This window comes from Mesorhizobium loti R88b (assembly GCF_013170845.1).
Lineage (GTDB): Bacteria > Pseudomonadota > Alphaproteobacteria > Rhizobiales > Rhizobiaceae > Mesorhizobium > Mesorhizobium loti_B.
In genome coordinates this window covers 2,440,995-2,459,553 of record NZ_CP033367.1, presented here as the reverse complement: position 1 = coordinate 2,459,553, position 18,559 = coordinate 2,440,995, and the positions used below count along the sequence as shown (strand labels likewise).

General features: G+C 64.2%; 12 protein-coding genes. 1 reads left to right on the top strand and 11 read right to left on the bottom strand.

Going from position 1 to position 18,559, the window contains the following annotated elements; all coding sequences use genetic code 11:
- Window positions 1-119: 119 nt before the first annotated feature.
- The 9 genes from amaB to EB235_RS11895 form a co-directional block, all read right to left on the bottom strand.
- Window positions 120-1,634: an L-piperidine-6-carboxylate dehydrogenase gene (gene amaB / locus EB235_RS11935; RefSeq protein ID WP_027030779.1), complete on the bottom strand. Its 1,515-nt coding sequence runs from the start codon at window positions 1,632-1,634 to the stop codon at window positions 120-122.
- 173 nt (window positions 1,635-1,807) lie between these two features.
- Window positions 1,808-3,082: an RNA polymerase sigma factor gene (locus tag EB235_RS11930; RefSeq protein WP_027030780.1), complete on the bottom strand. Its 1,275-nt coding sequence runs from the start codon at window positions 3,080-3,082 to the stop codon at window positions 1,808-1,810.
- Entirely contained in the window at window positions 3,079-3,453 is a 375-nt protein-coding gene (locus tag EB235_RS11925; RefSeq protein ID WP_027030781.1) for a YciI family protein, read from the bottom strand. Before EB235_RS11925 ends, EB235_RS11930 begins: the two co-directional genes overlap by 4 nt.
- A gap of 98 nt (window positions 3,454-3,551) precedes the next feature.
- Window positions 3,552-4,643 (bottom strand): DNA topoisomerase IB, encoded by a 1,092-nt coding sequence (locus EB235_RS11920; RefSeq protein ID WP_027030782.1) that lies wholly within the window; start codon window positions 4,641-4,643, stop codon window positions 3,552-3,554.
- Window positions 4,644-4,756: 113 nt separating this feature from the next.
- Window positions 4,757-5,692 (bottom strand): glycosyltransferase family 2 protein, encoded by a 936-nt coding sequence (locus EB235_RS11915; RefSeq protein WP_027030783.1) that lies wholly within the window; start codon window positions 5,690-5,692, stop codon window positions 4,757-4,759.
- A 149-nt stretch (window positions 5,693-5,841) separates the two neighbouring features.
- On the bottom strand, window positions 5,842-6,726 hold the full coding sequence (locus EB235_RS11910; RefSeq protein WP_027030784.1) for a transglutaminase family protein: 885 nt from the start codon (window positions 6,724-6,726) through the stop codon (window positions 5,842-5,844).
- Window position 6,727: 1 nt separating this feature from the next.
- Window positions 6,728-9,133, bottom strand: coding sequence for a circularly permuted type 2 ATP-grasp protein (locus tag EB235_RS11905; protein ID WP_027030785.1), 2,406 nt, complete (start codon window positions 9,131-9,133; stop codon window positions 6,728-6,730).
- Window positions 9,134-9,139: 6 nt separating this feature from the next.
- Window positions 9,140-12,499: a DUF2126 domain-containing protein gene (locus EB235_RS11900; protein ID WP_027030786.1), complete on the bottom strand. Its 3,360-nt coding sequence runs from the start codon at window positions 12,497-12,499 to the stop codon at window positions 9,140-9,142.
- A 146-nt stretch (window positions 12,500-12,645) separates the two neighbouring features.
- The gene (locus EB235_RS11895) at window positions 12,646-13,842 is read right to left on the bottom strand and encodes an acyl-CoA dehydrogenase (protein ID WP_027030787.1); all 1,197 of its coding nucleotides are present in this window, start codon (window positions 13,840-13,842) and stop codon (window positions 12,646-12,648) included.
- A 103-nt stretch (window positions 13,843-13,945) separates the two neighbouring features.
- On the opposite strand from EB235_RS11895, the gene EB235_RS11890 reads away from it, so the two are divergent.
- Complete coding sequence (locus EB235_RS11890) at window positions 13,946-14,857, top strand: LysR family transcriptional regulator (protein ID WP_027030788.1); 912 nt, start codon at window positions 13,946-13,948, stop codon at window positions 14,855-14,857.
- Here EB235_RS11890 and EB235_RS11885 read toward each other — a convergent pair whose 3' ends face one another.
- Entirely contained in the window at window positions 14,858-17,182 is a 2,325-nt protein-coding gene (locus tag EB235_RS11885; RefSeq protein WP_027030789.1) for a Tex family protein, read from the bottom strand. It lies immediately after the preceding gene.
- Between the two features lie 187 nt (window positions 17,183-17,369).
- Complete coding sequence (locus EB235_RS11880) at window positions 17,370-18,551, bottom strand: serine hydrolase domain-containing protein (protein ID WP_027030790.1); 1,182 nt, start codon at window positions 18,549-18,551, stop codon at window positions 17,370-17,372.
- Window positions 18,552-18,559: the final 8 nt, after the last annotated feature.

The window sequence follows — 18,559 nt, the reverse complement described above, 5'->3', positions numbered from 1 at the left end:
AAAAGCCGACGCTGGACAAGCGTCAGAAGCTGTCCAGCGTCACGGCCGTCTGTGGCCCGTCATGTACATAGACTGATAGCCGGTAGCACTCGCACCAGCGAGAAGCGGGGCCGGCGTTCTCAATCGATGTCGAACGACACGCCCTGGGCAAGCGGCAACGCCTTGGAATAGTTCACCGTGTTGGTGGCGCGGCGCATATAGGCCTTCCACGCATCGGAGCCGCTTTCGCGGCCGCCGCCGGTTTCCTTTTCGCCGCCGAAGGCACCGCCGATCTCGGCTCCCGACGTGCCGATATTGACATTGGCGATGCCGCAATCCGATCCATCAACGCCGAGGAACCGCTCGGATTCTTGCAGATCGCGGGTGAAGATCGACGAGGAAAGCCCGGCGCCGACAGCATTGTGCTCGTCGAGCACGGCGTCGAAATCAGAATATTTCATCACATAGAGAATCGGCGCGAAGGTCTCTTCCGTCACCGGCGAGACCTGCTTTGGCATTTCGACCAGCGCGGGATGCACGTAATAGGCATCCGGATGGCCGTTCTCGACCCGCGTGCCGCCGGTCACCTTGCCGCCATGCGAACCCGCCTCCTTCAGCGCTTTCTGCATGGCGTCATAGGCTGCCTTGTCGATCAGCGGGCCGACCAGCGACGAAGTCTCCAGCGGATTGCCGACCGAGACGCTTTCGTAAGCCTTCTTGAGACGTGGAACCAAGGCGTCATAGACGCTGTCATGCACGAACAAGCGCCGCAGCGTCGTGCAGCGCTGGCCTGCCGTGCCCATCGCTCCAAAGGCAATGGCGCGCAAAGCCATATCAAGATCGGCGGTCGGGCAGACGATGCCGGCATTGTTGCCGCCGAGCTCCAGCACTGCGCGGGCAAAGCGCTTGGCCAGGCGCGGGCCGACATCCCGGCCCATGCGGGTCGAGCCGGTGGCCGACACCAGCGGCACCTTCGGGTGATCGACCAGGATCTCGCCGACGGCACGGTCGCCGATCAGCACCGGCGCCAAGCCTGCCGGCGCGTCTGTGCCGAAGCGCTTGACCGCGCGCTTGAAGATCGCCTCGCAGGCAAGTGCTGTCAGCGGCGTCTTCTCCGACGGCTTCCACACCACGGCGTCGCCGCAGACCAGCGCCAGCGCCGCATTCCACGACCACACCGCGACCGGGAAGTTGAAGGCCGAAATGACGCCGACCACGCCCAGCGGATGCCAGGTCTCCATCATGCGATGGCCCGGACGCTCGGTGGCAATGGTCAAGCCGTACAATTGCCGGGAGAGACCGACGGCAAAGTCGCAGATGTCGATCATTTCCTGCACTTCGCCCAGTCCCTCGGACGGAATCTTGCCGACCTCGATCGATACCAGCCGGCCAAGCTCGGCCTTGTGGAGGCGCAGTTCCTCGCCGAGCAGCCGCACCAGCTCGCCGCGCCGGGGACCCGGCACCATCCGCCAGGACTGGAACGCCTTGTGGGCGGCATCGATGGTCTTGGCCGCATCGGCCGGCGAGATTGTCTTCAGCGCCGCGATCTGCTCTCCCGTCACCGGGCTGCGCACGATGAGGTCGCCACCGACAAGCGCGTCCTTGGCCACGCCCAGTTTCGCCAGCAGCTCGGCCGTTTCCTTCGATATGGTCATTCTTGTCCCTTTCAGATCCGATCATATGGCGTCGGGTCAAAGCCTGGCGCCATGCTTCCCGCGTGCCGAACGGCACTTCAGGCGCAGTCATGGCGTGGCATTACTCGTTTCAAGGGAAAATCGCCACCCCGGCATGGTCCAAGGCCAAGTTACACGATTGAGCCAGAAGACGCTCAGTTCGCCTTTTTCACCGGCGCGCGTACGGCGCCGTCCTTCATCAGCCGGTCGATATGCATGCGGATATGAGCTGCCTCAGCCGCCGTATTGGCCAGCGCGATGGCGCGGTCGAAGGCGATACGCGCCTCCTCGCCCCGGTCGAGCTGCATCAGCAGCCCGCCCTTGAGGCCGAAGAAGTGGAAATAGCCGGCAAGCCTTTCTTCCAACGGCTCGATCATGGCGAGCGCCTCTGCCGGTCCGCGCACCTTGGAGACCGCAACCGCCCGGTTGAGCGTGATGACCGGCGAGGGCTGCATCTGCTCGAGCAAGCGGTAGAGCAGGTCGATCTCCACCCAGTCGGTATCCTCGGCCTTGTCGGCCCGCGCATGCAGCGCGGCAATCGCCGCCTGCACCTGATAGGGGCCGGGCTTGCGATGACGCAAGGCCTTGTCGACCAGTGCCAGTCCCTCGTCGATCATCTTGCGGCTCCACAGGCCGCGGTCCTGGTCCTCGAGCAGCACGATCTCGCCGTCTTCGTCGAAACGCGCCGGGGCGCGCGCGTGCTGAAGCAGCAGCAACGCCGTTAGCCCCATGATTTCCGGTTCGGTCTGGAACAGCCGCAGCAGCAGGCGTGCCAGCCGGATCGCCTCTTCGCACAGCGGCGCGCGCGCCGGGGCCTCGCCGCTGTTGGTCGAATAACCTTCGTTGAAGATCAGGTAGACCATGGCCGCGACCGCCGCGAGCCGCTCCGACCGCTCGACAGCGCCAGGTGTCTCGAACGGCACGCCGGCATCGGCGATGCGCGCCTTGGCGCGGGTGATACGCTGTTCCATGGCGCTTTCGCCAACCAGGAAGGCACGCGCGATCTGCTTGACGGTGAGACCCGAGACGATGCGCAGCGCCACAGCGATCTGCTGCGTTGCCGGCAGATCGGGATGGCAGCAGATGAACAAAAGCCGCAAGATATCGTCGCGGTAATGCGCGCCGTCCAGCCGTTCGGCGATGTCGCTCTCGGCATCTTCCAGATCCGAAATCTGGTCCTCTTCCGGCATCGGCGCCTGCTTGGCGCGCTTGCGCACCGCGTCGATGCCGCTGTTGCGGCCGACAAAGATCAGCCAGGCCGCCGGATCGCGCGGCGGCCCGTTCTGCGGCCAGTTCTTCAGCGCCCTCAGGCACGCGTCCTGGAAAGCTTCCTCCGCTGTATCGAGATTGCGGAAATAGCGCAGCAGCGCACCCATCGCCTGCGGACGGGCAGCACTGATCGCCGAGCTGATCCAGGCAAGTTCGGTCATACCGCTACCTTGGTGGGATTGAAGATCGAGACCGGCCGGATTTCATAGGAGCCGCCGCTCGGGTTGACCTCGGAAAGCTCACGAGCGAATTCGACGGCCTCGTCGAGATCCGCACATTCGAGCGTGTAGAAGCCGAGGAACTGCTCCTTGGTTTCGGCGAACGGACCATCGATGACCACCGATTCGCCCTTGACCTTCCTAAGCGTCGTCGCCGCCGTCGTCGGCAAAAGTCGCGCCACGGGGCCAAGCCGACCGGCCTTGGCGTACTTGTCCTGGACATTGAGGAGATTGGCCATGACTTCGTCGTCCTGCGCCTTGCTCCACGAGCTGACGACGTCTTCGGAGGCATAGCAGAGGATGGCGTAGAGCATGTCAGGTCCTTTTCTGTATCAAAGGACGAAACACTAGGACCGATCCCGACACGACGTCGATAAAAAAATCTGAGATGGCGACGGCCAATCGACGCCAGTCACCTTTCGTGCGTCTTCAACCATCTCAGCACCAGCGCTTCCTCGTCATCAAGGCCGTCTATGGACCGCTTGCGCTTGTTGGCTTCTGCCATTTCGTCGAGCAGTCGGCCTTGCGACCAGGCCTCGAAAACCTGCGGATGAATATAGCATTTGCGGCAGACAGCGCGCGTGTTGCCCAGCCGCTCGGCCACCTTGTCGATGACGCTGTTCATGACCCGCTTTTGCTGCGCCTGGCTTTCGGGCAATTCCGTCTGCGCAAACAGCGACGCGGCATGGATGGTGCCGCCCCAGGTGCGGAAATGCTTCGAACTGAACTTGTCGCCAACCGCCTCGCGGATGTAACGGTTGACGTCGTCGGAACTGACCGGCCGTCTGTTGCCGTCCTCGTCGAGATACTGGAACAGTTTCTGGCCCGGCAGGTCCTGCGCGCCCCGCACGATGCCGGCGATGCGGCGATCGACCAGCTTCAATCTCCATTCCTTGCCTGATTTGCCCTTGAAGGCAAAGCGCAGGCTCGATCCCTTGATGTCGACATGGCGGTCGCGCAGCGTCGTCAGTCCAAAACTCTTGTTGTCGCGGGCATAGGCGGCATTGCCGACGCGGATCATCGTGTTATCCAGCAGCCAGACGACCGCGGCGACAACCCGCTCAAACGGCAGCCCGTGACGGCGCAGATCGCTGTTGATCGTACGCCGCAGCTCGGCCAGGTTTTCGGCGAAGGCGACGAGGCTTGAATATTTGACGCCGTCGCGTTGTTCGGCCCACTGCGGATGGTAGCGATACTGCTTGCGCCCGCGCTGATCCCTTCCGGTCGCCTGGATATGCCCGTCTGCGTCGGGCGAGATCCAGACGTCCGTCCAGGCCGGCGGAATGACGATCGCGTCGATACGCGCCTTGACGGCGCCCGAGACCGGTCGCCCGTCCGGTTTCCTGTAGGAAAATCCCTTGCTTGCCTTCAGCCGGCGTATGCCGGGCTCGGCATCGCTGACATAGGTCAGCGCGGCGTCCCTGGCCGAAATCTGCGCCGCGCTCTTCGAGGCGACATCTTGATCAGACGAGCGGCCGCGTGACGTTTCGGATCCCTGCAGCATGTAAGCTCCACGCAAAAATACGCGTAGATAAGCTGCTGGCCGATTGCTGGTTCCACAGACCGTTCGAAAAGCCGACGCCTCAGATGGAGTGGGCAGCCGAGGACGCCGGTGTCCTACAAGGCGCCTTGCATCTGAAGCGGAGCCGACAGCCGGCGCCGCACCGCGAGCTTGAGCCTGTAGCGCAGGCAGCGCCAGGCCTCCGACCGCCGCTTCGGCGCGGCCGCGGCCACCGCCAGGAAACGCGCGGCCGTGGCCAGGTCACCACGCGCATAGTGGACGCGGGCGATCTTGAGGGCGACCAGCCCCTCCCTTGTCTTCAGCGCCGAGACAGGGATGTTGCAATCGGTGAGCGTGTGCAGCTCCCGGCGCCAATCCAAGAAGCGCTTCACCGGCTTGATCGTAAAACGATCGTCGGAGCGCATCGGCGAGACCTCATAAACCATCACAGGCTGCTCGATCATTGCCAGCGACGCCGTGCTCATCAGCCGCGCCCAAAACAACGTGTCCTCATCATAGGCCAGCCCGACAGGAAACCGCGTTTGGCCGATCAGGTGCCGCGATGCAAGCACACTGCCCACCGCGACCGACCTGATATCACCTTTCACATAGGCCGCGGCGTTTGCCAGACAGCCGGTCTGATATCCGTTCGGCACCTTGATCTGCCGGTCCTGGCCATTCACCCGACGCCGGTAAGCGCCAACGATCATGTCGGCTTTTGGCCGGCGTTCGGCCTGCTGGAGCAGCGCCCGCAAGCCGTTCTCAAGATGCAAATCGTCAGCATCGATCAGGTACACCCAGGGATGCAGCACCTGCGCCAGTGCAACGTTGCGCGCGCCACCAGCATCGCGACAATTGGCCGGCAGCACGCGCAGCGGCAGGGACAATTTCGCAGCGGCCTGCATCGCCACGGCAGCTGTACCGTCTGAAGATGCATCATCGACGAGAAGTATCTCGCCGATAACCCCGGCCTCGCTGGCGAGCGACGCCAGCGTCGAAGCGATGGTCTTCGCCGCATTGTGGGCAGGAATGACGACGCTGACCGCTTTCAATACCAAACCCCGCGCCCGCGCGCATCAATACTGCAACTATTGGTCGCCTCGAAACCAACCTAAGGTAGCTGCCACTTCACCATTTGAGAAGTCACCTTTGTTGGTGCTGAATTGTACCCAAGGGTCACCTGGTGCGGACCCGTCCGCTTTCACGCCTTTTCGAGCGCGACCGGAATGACGTCGACAGCCTGCTCGCCGACCTGTCCGCCGGTGGTTTTCAGCACGCCGACGATCGGCGCGACATCGGAATAGTCTCGGCCATAGCCGACGGTGATGTGGTCGTTGCTGGCCCGCATGCCGTTGGTCGGGTCGAACTCCTGCCAGCCGGCATCACGCCCACACCATACCTTGACCCAGGCATGCATGGCATCGGCACCCTCCAGCCGGGGTTTGCCCTTCGGTGGAATGGTGCGCAGGAAGCCGCTGACATAGCCGGCGGGAATGCCGAGACCGCGCAGGCCGGCGATCATGATGTGCGAAAAGTCCTGGCAGACACCACGCTTCAATTTGAAGGCGTCGCTGGCCCGGGTCCGCACCGTGGTCGCCTCGCCGTCATAGGTGAAGTCGCGATGGATGCGATTGCACAGGTTCATCGCCGTGCCGACAGCCGAGTTGCCAACGCTGTCTCGCGCATAGGAGGTGATCGCCGCATCGATGCTCACATGACCGTTGGCGACCAGAAAATGATGCGGCGAGGCCGGCCCCAAAGACCGCGTCGCAGCCAGTTCCTGCCTGAGCCGGCCGATGTCGGGCGACACGTCGAGCCCCGGCTCGGGCCGTGACACCGATATGCGTGCGCTCATCCTTATGTCGAGCGCATCATGTGCGTCGCGAAAGGCGATCGAGGTGACGTTGTTGCTGAAAAAGTCAGAGAAATCAGAACGTTCATTGGGCGCAGGCAAAAAGGAGAGCGAGGCGGCGATAACACGCTGCACCCCTGATATCGTCGATGGCAGCACGCGTATCTGATGGCGGCCGCCACCGGCGGCAGCAGCGTAGTCGTAATGAAGGTGAAGCCTGATGTCGTAGAGCATGTTATCCGAAATAGGCCTTGGCGAGGCTGTTGTAGAGACCGCCTATTTCATACGCGAGATCGTCCAGCGCCTTTGCCGTCATGTCCGAAGGCTCCTTGATGGCGATGGCTGTGTTGAGCTGCAGGATCTCCTTCGCCGCCGGCGACATGTGCCCCTCGCCGCCAACCGATGGCAAAAGGCCGATCTCGGCCTTCAGCCTTTCGAGTTGGAACAGGATGGAGCGCGGGTTCAGCGGGTCGAGCGCCAGGAGATCGATCACCGTGCGCCGGCCAGCCTGCACCGGATATTGCCGGCGATGGGTCATCACGCTGTCGCCGATCTCCAGCATCATGTCGAGGGCGCCGTCCGGCGCCTTGGCGCGGGTCAGCCGGGACAGCGTGCGGGCAATCTGGATGCCGCGCTCCAGCCGCCGGCCGATTTCGAGGAACCGCCAGCCGGCGAAGCGGTACATGTTCTCGTGCAGCAGGCCGGAGAACCCGGCGAGCTTGCGCAGGATCACGGTCATGGCCCGTGTCGCATCGTCGCCGGGCGCCACTGTCGTGGCGAACTGATGGATGGTCTTCGACAGGTCCTTGAGCGCCAGCCAGCCATCGGGTGAGAAACGGTCGCGGATCTGCCCGGCACTGTAGACCGCGCTGTCCAACGTGCCGATCAGTCCAGACGGGATCGCCGTCTCAACGTCGATGCCGAACGGTTCGAGATAGTCCCTGATGTCGGCCAGCAGCGGCATGTCCGGGTCGGAGGTCTCGGCCAGCCGCACATGATAGGCGCGCAGGATGCGCACCGTGTCTTCCGAGCGTTCGATATAGCGGCCAAGCCAGGTCAGGTTCTCCGCCGCGCGGCTGGGCAGGCTGCCTGGCCTGGTACGGCTGAAACTGTCGCCCTCTTGCGGCAGCAGCGTTTCGCGTTCCACCGGTCGGTCGCTGACCACCCAGACATCGGCCGCCTGTCCGCCGCGCTGCATGGCGATCGCGGTTGGGTCGAGCGACAGGCCAACCCGGGCAAACCCGCCCGGCATGACCGTCCAGCCCTCCGGGGTTCGCGCCAGATAGACGCGCAGGCTCGCCGGCCGCGGCTCCAGCCAGCCGCCGACAAAGACGGGCGTCGTCGACAGCGTCACCGCTTCCTGGCCGACAAAGGCGCCGCCGTCGCGTTCGATGCGCGCCACCAGCTCGGCCCGCTCCCCGGCCGACAACGCCGAGCCGAGCGTGGTCTGGCCATCATCCTCGAAGGCAAGCCGCGTCGACAGCGCCGGCCCGATCACCATGCGGTCGATATTGGCAAGCACGTGGGCACGTTCGGCCTCCTGCCCGCACCACCACGTCGCGACGCTTGGCAGCAGCAACTCCTCGCCGCGCAATTCGCGTACGATTTTGGGCAGAAAGGCGAGCAGCGCCCGCGTTTCCATCAGGCCCGAGCCCAGCGCATTGACGGTCGCGACCGCACCCTGGCGGATCGCCTCGACCAGGCCCGGCGTGCCGATCTGCGAATCCGAGCGCAGTTCAAGCGGGTCGGCGAAAGCGGCATCGAGCCGCCGCCACAAAACGCTGATCGGCATCAGGCCGGAGACGGTGCGCACCATCAGCCTGCCGCCTGAAACGGTTAAATCCTCGCCTTCGAGCAGCATGATGCCGAGATAGCGGGCGATGTAGGCGTGTTCGTAGTAGGTCTCGTTGAGCGGCCCCGGCGTCAGTATGGCGACGCGGCCGTCGGTGGCCATGCCGATCAGCGCATCGCGAAAACGGCGGAAGAAGCCGGCAAGCCGGTGCACATGCATCTCGCCATAGATGTCGGACAGCGCGCGGGTGGTGGCGACGCGGTTTTCCAGCGCAAAGCCGGCGCCCGATGGCGCCTGCGTGCGGTCGCCAAGCACCCACCACTGGCCGTCAGGCCCGCGGCCGAGTTCGAAGGCGCAGAAATGCAGGAAATGGCCATTGGCCGGGATGGTGCCCACGACAGGCCGTAAATACTCGGGACTGGCGGCGATCAGCCCCGCCGGCAGGATGCCTTTCTCGACCAGCCGGTTAGGCCCATAGATGTCGGCGACGGTTTCCTCGAACAACTCGGCCCGCTGTACGAGCCCGGCGCTGATCGCGGCCCATTCGGCGTCTTCGATCAGCAGCGGCACATGCGCCAGTGGCCATTCGCGCTCATTGGCGCCGGCCTTGTCATAGACACGGTAGTAGACGCCGGCATCACGCAGATACTGGTCGGCGCGGGCAAAGCGCTGGCCGAGCTTTTCAGCCCCCAACTCGTCGAGCGCCTCGATAAAATGCTTCCAGACTGGACGGGGATTGCCTGCGGCGTCCACCATCTCGTCGACGACGCCGTCGATCGGCTGGTAGTGCTCCAGCAGGCTGTGGATCTGCGGCTTGCCGCGTATCCTCTTGTGATTCCCCTTTGCCATGTTCGATCACAGTCTGGGTGGACGCCGAAGGTCAAGGGTCATCGGGAAATCTTCCGTGGGTTGTTCTTCGCGCAGCACATAGCTTGACGGGGTATGGCCGCGCGGCTCGAAGCGCGCGAGCCGTCGCGCTTCCGCCTCGTTGCCGTTGACCGGGAAGGTGTCATAACTGCGGCCGCCGGGATGGGCGACATGGTAGACGCAGCCGCCGACCGCCCGTCCCGACCAGCGGTCATAGATGTCGAACACCAGCGGCGTGTTGACCGGCAGCGCCGGATGCAGACCCGAAGCCGGCTGCCAGGCCTTGAAGCGCACGCCCGCCACCGCAACCTCTCGGTTGTCCGTGACCTTCATCGGCACGATGCGGCCGTTGCAGACGATCGCGTGACGTTCGGGGTTTAATCCCTCTGTCCTGACCTGCAGCCGTTCGACCGAGGAATCGACGAAGCGCACGGTGCCGCCGATCGCACCTTGCTCGCCCATCACATGCCAGGGCTCCAGTGCCTGCCGCAATTCCAGCTTGATGCCGGCATGCTGGACCTCGCCGCAGAACGGAAAGCGGAATTCGAGCTGGGCGTCGAACCATTCTGGGCGGAATTCGAAGCCATTCAGTTTGAGGTCGTCGAGCACGTCGAGGAAGTCAGCCCAGACATAGTGCGGCAGCATGAAACGATCATGCAACGAGGTGCCCCACCGCACGAAGCGGCCGTCGAGCGGGTTCTTCCACGCACGGGCGATAATGGCGCGGACCAGAAGCTGCTGCGCCAGGCTCATGCGCGCATTGGGCGGCATCTCGAACCCTCGAAACTCGACGAGGCCCAGCCGGCCGGTCGGACCGTCAGGCGAGAACAGCTTGTCGATGCAGATTTCCGAGCGGTGCGTATTGCCGGTGACGTCGGTCAACAGATTGCGGAACAGCCGGTCGACCAGCCATGGCAGGGGTGCCGCGCCCTGGTCCGGATGCGGCACCTGCGCCATCGCGATTTCGAGCTCGTAGAGCGAATCGTGACGCGCCTCGTCGAAGCGCGGCGCCTGGCTGGTCGGACCTATGAACAGGCCGGAGAACAGATAGGACAGCGAGGGACGCCGCTGCCATTGCAGCACAAGGCTCTTCAGCAGATCAGGCCGGCGCAGGAACGGGCTGTCATTGGGTGTCGCGCCACCGACCACGACATGGTTGCCGCCGCCAGTGCCGGTGTGGCGGCCGTCGATCATGAACTTGTCGGCGCCAAGCCGGGTTTGCCGCGCTTCCTCATAGATCGCCGTCGTGGTCGCCACGCAATCCTGCCAGTTGGAAGCCGGATGAATGTTGACCTCGATGACACCGGGATCGGGCGCGACACGGATGACGTTAAGGCGCGGATCATGTGGCGGGCCATAGCCCTCGATATGCACGGGAAGGCCGATCGCCTTGGCCGCGTTCTCGGCGGCGGCGACCAGTTCGAGATAATCCTCAAGCGCCTCGACCGGCGGCATGAACACGCAGAGCCTTCCGTCGCGCGGCTCGACCGAAAGCGCCGTGCGCACCGCGCCGCCGATCTCGGTGATCTCCTGTTCGACACGGTCTTGCTGGCCGGTTGCTGCCGTAAACGAAGCCGCCTGTTGCCGGCGCGCCATCTCGTCAGCGCCTTCGAGTTCGGCTGGAGCGGCGGAGGGCAAGATGGCCTCACGTGCCGGCAGCGCCCCGCGCGGCAGCGATGGATCGACCGGCACGATGTAGGGGAACTGCGCCGGCGGCACATAAGGCAGCGTGCCGAGCGGCAAGCGGTAGCCGACCGGTGAATCGCCTGGCACCAGGAACAACCGGCCGCGCCGCGTCTTCCATTTTTCCGAGCGCCAGCGCGGTCCCGACGCCTGGCTGTTCCAGCGCTGCACCGGCAGCACATAGCCGGACGGCTTGGTCAGCCCGCGCTCGAACACTTTCGCCATGCGGCTGCGTTCTTCCGGGTCTTCCAGCTTGGAGTTGGATGGGTCGACATTCTCCGGCAGCTTGCCTTCCTTGAGCAGCCATTCGGCCGGATCCTCATAGGCTTCGCTGACCATGGTCTTTTCGATGCCAAGCTCGCCGGCGATCGCGGTGAGCAGGCTTTCGGCCTGTTTCGGGCCGATATCAGCCGAGCTCTTTTCCCGCGCGATCAGCGACGGGTCGCTCCATACCGGCTGGCCATCGGCCCGCCAGTAGAGCGAGAAGGTCCAGCGCGGCAGGCTCTCGCCCGGATACCATTTGCCCTGGCCATAGTGGAGAAAGCCGCCCGGCGCGAAGCGCTCGCGCAGCTTGCGGATCAGTGCATCGGCCTTTTCGCGCTTGGTCGGTCCGACGGCAGCGGTGTTCCACTCGGCGGATTCGAAATCGTCGATCGACACGAAGGTCGGCTCACCACCCATCGTCAGCCGCACATCGCCGGCCGTGAGCGCGGCATCGACCTTGTTGCCCAATGCATCGAGCGCCTGCCAGCTTTCATCTGAGAATGGCTTGGTGATGCGCGGATGCTCGGCGATGCGGTCGACGCGCATCTCGAAGCCGAATTCCACATTGGCAAAGCTCGCCATGCCGGAAATCGGCGCGGCGTTGCGGAAATGCGGCGTCGCGGCAAGCGGCACGTGGCTTTCGCCGGTCAGCAGGCCGGAGGTCGGGTCGAAGCCGATCCAGCCGGCGCCGGGAAGATAGACCTCGCACCAGGCGTGCAGATCGGTGAAATCGACTGATGTCCCAGCCGGCCCGTCGAGCGCGACAAGGTCGGGCTTGAGCTGGATCAGATAGCCGGACACAAAACGCGCGGCGATGCCGAGATTGCGCAGGATCTGCACCAGCAGCCAGCTCGTATCGCGGCACGAGCCCTTGCCGGCGGCCAGCGTTTCCTCCGGCGAAAACACGCCGGTCTCCATGCGCACGATATAGGCGATCTCGCGCTGCAGCCTCGCATTGAGATCGACGAGGAAATTGACGGTATTGGTGGCGCTGCGGTCGACAGTCCTGAGGAAGGCCTGGAGCAGCGGTCCCGCCGGCTCCGGTGTCCGGTAGATGGCGAGATCATCGCGTATCTCTTCCGGATACTCGAACGGAAACGCCTCGGCCGACGGCTCGACGAAGAAGTCGAACGGATTGTAGACCGTCATGTCGGCGACGAGATCGACCTCGATCTTCAGTTCCGTCACCGGCTCCGGGAAGACGAAACGGGCGAGAAAATTACCGTAGGGGTCCTGCTGCAAATTGACGAAGTGGTTCGCCGGCTCGACCTTGAGCGAATGGCTCAACACCTTGGTGCGGGAATGCGGTGCCGGCTGCAGCCTGATGATCTGGGGCCCGAGAACCACCGGCCGGTCATATTTGTAGTGGGTCAGGTGGTAGACGGCTGCCAGAATTGCCATGGGGCCCCGGAGTTCAGAGTTTCAAACGAAGTCGCTGAACCCTGACACATCTGCTGGCCATTCTCCAAGCAGAGATGTTGCGGTGCACCTAATTTAAGCAGGCATTGCCGGCTCAAGCTGTGCCGATATTCAGGTGAGGCACAGCTTTAGAAAAACGCCTGAATGCCCGTCTGCGCCCTTCCCAGGATCAGCGCGTGCACGTCATGCGTGCCCTCATAGGTGTTGACGGTTTCCAGGTTCTGCGCGTGGCGCATGACGTGGTATCCGATCTGGATGCCGTTGCCGCCATGCATGTCGCGCGCCTGGCGGGCGATGTCGAGCGCCTTGCCGCAATTGTTGCGCTTGACGATCGAGATCATTTCCGGCGCCATCTTGCCTTCATCGAGCAGGCGCCCGACGCGCAGCGAAGCCTGCAAGGCCAGCGCGATCTCGGTCTGCATGTCGGCGAGTTTCTTCTGGTAAAGCTGCGTGCCGGCCAGCGGCTTGCCGAACTGCTTGCGGTCGAGGCCATACTGGCGGGCGCGATGCCAGCAATCTTCCGCCGCACCCATCGAGCCCCAGGAAATGCCATAACGGGCCCTGTTAAGGCAGCCAAACGGGCCGCCAAGGCCCTTGGCGTTGGGCAGCAGCGCGTCCTCGCCGACCTCGACGCCTTCCATCACCACTTCGCCGGTGATCGACGCGCGGAGGCTGAGCTTGCCGCCGATCTTCGGCGCCGACAGCCCCTTCATGCCCTTTTCCAGCACGAAGCCACGGATCTCGTCCTTACCGTTCTCGCCCTTCAGCTTCGCCCAGACGACGAACACGTCGGCGACCGGCGCGTTGGAAATCCACATCTTGGAGCCGGAAAGTTTGTAGCCCTTGGCGGTCTTCTCGGCGCGCGTCTTCATCCCGCCGGGGTCGGAGCCGGCATCCGGCTCGGTCAGGCCAAAGCAGCCGATCCATTCGCCGCTGGCGAGCTTGGGCAGATATTTCTTGCGCTGTTCATCCGAGCCATAGGCGTAGATTGGATACATCACCAGCGACGACTGCACCGACATCATCGAGCGATAGCCCGAGTCGACGCGTTCGACTTCCCGCGCCACCAGCCCGTAGGTGACATAGTTGGCGCCAAGCCCGCCGAATTCTTCCGGGATATTGATGCCAAGCAAGCCGGCATCGCCCATCTCGCGAAAAATCGCCGTGTCGAAGGTCTCGTTGAGGTAGGCGTCCTCGATGCGTGGCGCCAGCTTGTCGGCGGCAAAGGCCGCCGCGCCGTCACGCACCATGCGCTCCTCTTCCGAAAGCTGGTCCTCGATCAGGAACGGATCTTCCCAGACGAATGCATTCTTGTCGGCGGCCATGGCTTCTCGGTCCTTGAAACGGGTGAAGTCCGGCTTATCGGCCCGCGGCATTAAAAAATCAAACGAAATTGCTTCACAGATCAATGAGCGTTAGGAATGGATCATGAGTGTCCAGCGCCGCCTTTTGCCCAACATCAGCGCCCTCGCCGCCTTCGAGGCGGTGGCCCGTCTTGGCAGTTTCACCGCCGCCGCTCAGGAGCTGGATTTGACTCAAGGCGCCGTCAGCCGGCAGATCAGGCTGCTCGAAGATCAGTTCGGTCGACGATTGTTCGAACGTGATAGTCGCAATGTCCGGCTGTCGACAGCAGGCGAAATTTACGCCGAGGCGGTACGCTCTGCCTTGGGCCAATTGCGCGATGCAGCCCTGGGATTGATGAGCAATCGGCATAGTGGCATCCTGAACCTGGCCATATTGCCGACCTTCGGCACGCGTTGGCTGATGCCGATGATCCCCGATTTTGTCGAGAACAGCCCCGACATCACCATCAACTTCGTCACCCGCGTCGGCCGCTTCGACTTTGTCAGGGAGCGGCTGGATGCTGCGATCCACTACGGCCCGCCGGACTGGCCGGAAGCGGACTCCACGCTCTTGGTGCGCGAAACGGTGGCGCCGGTGGTGTCACCCGCATTCCTCGCCGGCCGTGCCATCGCCACGCCGGCCAATATTGGCCGCCTGCCGCTTCTGCATATGGCGACGCGGCCGGGCGCCTGGACCGAATGGTTCGAGCACCAGGGCCTGAGCGCGCCGACCGGACCGGGCATGCAGTTCGAACAGTTCGGCACCGTCGCCCAGGCCTGCATGGCCGGGCTCGGCGTGGCGCTGTTGCCACTCATCCTCATCGCCGGCGAATTGCAGCGCGGCCAGCTGGTGCCGGCGCCCGGCCAGCCCATGCAAAGCCGCAGCGCCTATTATCTCGTCGTCCCGCACGACAAGCGCGGCCACCCGCCGGTCGCCAGTTTTCGCGACTGGCTGCTGGGCCAGGTGGAGAAGGAGCCGGCTGTTCTGGCCTGGTAGCTACTTCCGCTTCAGTGCATCGGCCAGCGCCGCGCCGAACGCGCCTTGCTGGGCCGGCCGCTCCGGCTGGCGTTGTGGCGCCGGTGAACGTGGCGCCGGCCTGCCGCCACCATTGTCGCGCGGCCCGCCTTTGGACGCGCCGCCCTCACCGCCGTCCTTGCGCATGGAAAGCGCGATGCGCTTGCGCTTGATGTCGACGTCGACGACACGCACCTTGACCACATCGCCGGCTTTGACCACCTCATGCGCGTCCTTGATGAACCGGTCGGCCAGTTGCGAGACATGCACCAGCCCGTCCTGGTGCACGCCGATATCGACGAAAGCGCCGAAGGCGGCGACATTGGTGACCGTGCCTTCCAGCAGCATGCCGGGTTTCAGATCGTTGATGTCGTCAACGCCGTCGGCAAAGGTCGCCGTCTTGAAGCCGGGGCGCGGGTCGCGGCCGGGCTTTTCCAACTCGGCAAGAATGTCGCGCACCGTCGGCAGCCCAAAGCGTTCGTCTACGAAGACACGCGGGTCGAGCGCTTTGAGCGCGGCGCTGTCACCCATCAGCGAGCGCACATCGCGGCCGCAGGCGGCAACGATCTTCTTGGCCACGCCATAGGCTTCCGGATGTACCGACGAGGCATCGAGCGGCTCGCTGCCATTGGCGATGCGCAGGAAGCCGGCGGATTGTTCGAACGCGCGCGGCCCAAGCCGCGGCACCTTGAGCAAATCCTTGCGGCTGGCGAAGGGACCGGTCGCGTCGCGATGCGCGACAATGGCGTCGGCCAGCGATGCGCCAAGGCCTGAAACCCGTGCCAGCAACGGCGCCGAGGCGGTGTTGAGGTCGACGCCAACCGCGTTGACCGCATCCTCGACCACCGCTTCCAGCGAGCGGCCGAGCCGGTACTGGTCGACATCGTGCTGGTACTGGCCGACGCCGATCGATTTCGGCTCGATCTTGACCAGTTCGGCGAGCGGATCCTGCAGCCGCCGCGCGATCGACACCGCGCCGCGCAGCGACACGTCGAGGCCGGGGAATTCCGCCGCCGCCGTCGCCGATGCCGAATAGACCGAGGCGCCGGCTTCACTGACGATCACCTTCAGTGGCTTCGGCCCGCCATCGGAAGGCATGTCGGACAGCATGTCGGCAACCAGCTTCTCCGTCTCGCGGCTGCCGGTGCCGTTGCCGATCGAGATCAACTCGACCTTGTGCAGGCGGATGAGCTTCGCCAACTCAGCCTGCGTGCCGCGCACATCGTTCTTTGGGGGAAACGGATAAACGGTCGTCGTCGTCAGCACCTTGCCGGTGCCGTCGACCACCGCCACCTTGACGCCGGTGCGGATGCCGGGGTCGAGCCCCATCGTGGCCCGCGAGCCGGCGGGTGCTGCAAGCAGCAAATCCTTGAGGTTGCGGGCAAAGACGTGGATCGCCTCTTCCTCGGCGCGCTCACGCAGGTCGCGCATGAGGTCGAGCGTCAGGTGCAGCGACAGTTTGATGCGCCAGGTCCAGCCGGCGACGTCCATCAGCCAGCGATCGCCAGGCAGGCTGCCGCCAATGGCATAGGTATTGGCAATCATCCGCTCGACCGGCTTCACCGGCGACGTGTCGTCGGCATCGACCTCGATGTCGAGCGACAGGACCTCCTCGTTGCGGCCGCGCAACATGGCCAGCGCACGGTGGCTCGGCACATTGGCCCAGCGCTCGACATGGTCGAAATAGTCGGAGAATTTCGCGCCGGCCTCCTGCTTGCCGTCGACCACCCGGGCGCGCATGAAGGCGCGGTCCTTCATGTAGGTGCGCAATTTGCCGACCAGATCGGCATTCTCGGCGAACTGTTCCGACAGGATGTCGCGCGCGCTGTCGAGCGCCGCCTTGGCATCGGCCACCTCTTCGGTGATATAGGCGAGAGCCAGTTCAGCGGGCACCAGCGAGCGGTTGGCAAGAATGGCCTCCGCCAACAGCCCCAACCCGCGCTCCCTGGCGATCTCGGCCTTGGTCCGGCGCTTGGGCTTGTAGGGCAGGTAGATGTCTTCCAGCTCCGCCTTGGTGGCGGCGGCGACGATCTTGCCCTCGAGCTCGGCGGTCAGCTTTCCCTGTTCGCGGATCGAACCCAGGATGGTGTCGCGGCGGGCGTCGAGTTCGCGCAGATAGGACAGCCGCTCGGCAAGGTCGCGCAGTTGCGTGTCGTCGAGCCCGCCGGTCACCTCCTTGCGGTAACGCGCCACGAACGGCACCGTCGCGCCTTCGTCGAGCAGCTCGATCGCCGCGGCCGCCTGTTCAGGCCGTGCCTTGATCTCGGCCGCGATGACCGCTGCGATGCGCTTGATGTCGGATGCCATGTCGTTCCTGCTCCAAGCAATTCCAGGAAAAGTGTGAAACGGTTTTCCGTCCGGAATTGCGTCAAACCACTCTGATCGAAAAGAGCGGCGACCATAGGCGTTGATGACAGCGCCGCCAACCGCCGCGTTTTCAACGGCTGAAGGGGTCCACAGGAAAGCGAGCGCTAAAGTGGTGGCTCCCTGAGGATCAAACCATCCGGCTCAGCGTCTCGAAGAAAGCGACAATCTCGAGATCCAGCGGGTCATCCACCGGCTCTGGCTGCGAAGACATCTTGGATATGACGACTTCCATCTTCGGGTCGACATAAAGCCACTGGCCGTGGATGCCGATGCCGCAATAGGCGCCGTTCTCGTGTCCGGTCTGGTACCATTTGTTGCGGTAACGGCCCTTGGGAAACAGTGGCAGCATCGCGCCGCGCTGCCAGGCTTCCACACTGCCGCCGGTGCTGGTCGTGTCACGAACCCAGGCTTCCGGCACGATGCGGCGGCCATTGGCGGTTCCACCTTGCCGCATCATCTCGCCGATGCGCGCCAGGTCGCGCGGTGTCACCGAAATGCCGCCGGCGGTGCGCGCCGTGCCTTCCATGTCGACGCCGATCGAGGCTTCACTGACGGCGCCAAGCGGCAGCCACAGTCTCTCGCGCATCAGGTCGGTGAAGCGCTGCCCAGACGCGCGCTCGAGCAGCAGGCCGAGCAGATCGGAATTGGGCGAACGGTAGCGGAAAGTCTGACCATGCGGCTCGGCAAGCCGCTGCAGGCTCAGGATGAATTCGCGCAGGCTTTCCGTGCCACCACCCGGGTTCCACAGCGTGGCGCGGCGGTAGCGGGCAAAGGCGCTTTCCGGATCGAGATAGGCCTCCTCGAAATCGAGGCTGACGCTCATGTCGAGCACATGCCGCGCGGTGGCATCACCATAGGCCGAGCCGGCGGCTTCGGGAATGTACTGCGTTACCGGCGCTTCCGGATCGAACACCCCCTCGCCTTCCAATATGCCGGCGATAATTGATGTCACCGACTTGCTGATCGAAAAGATGATGTGGCGGGCGCCGAAATCCATATGCGGCGCGAACCAGTCACCAATGATCTTGCCGCCCTTCATCACCGTCAGCGCATCGGTGCTGGAGCGCGCGAGGAACTCGGCCACTGTCTCCGGCGCGCTGGCCACCGAAACCTTTTCGCCTATCAGGCCACTCATGTCTTGCATGGGGGACTCGGTCCCACCCGGGATTGCCGTCACGCGCGCCGTCGGCACCAGTTCGCCGAGGTTCTGGAACGACCATCGGTTGAACGGGTTTTCCCGCCAATTGGCGAGCAGCACTTCGTTGCGGCGAAAGCCGTAGCGGGTCTCGAACGCGGTCTTGCCGGTCATGGCGTTTC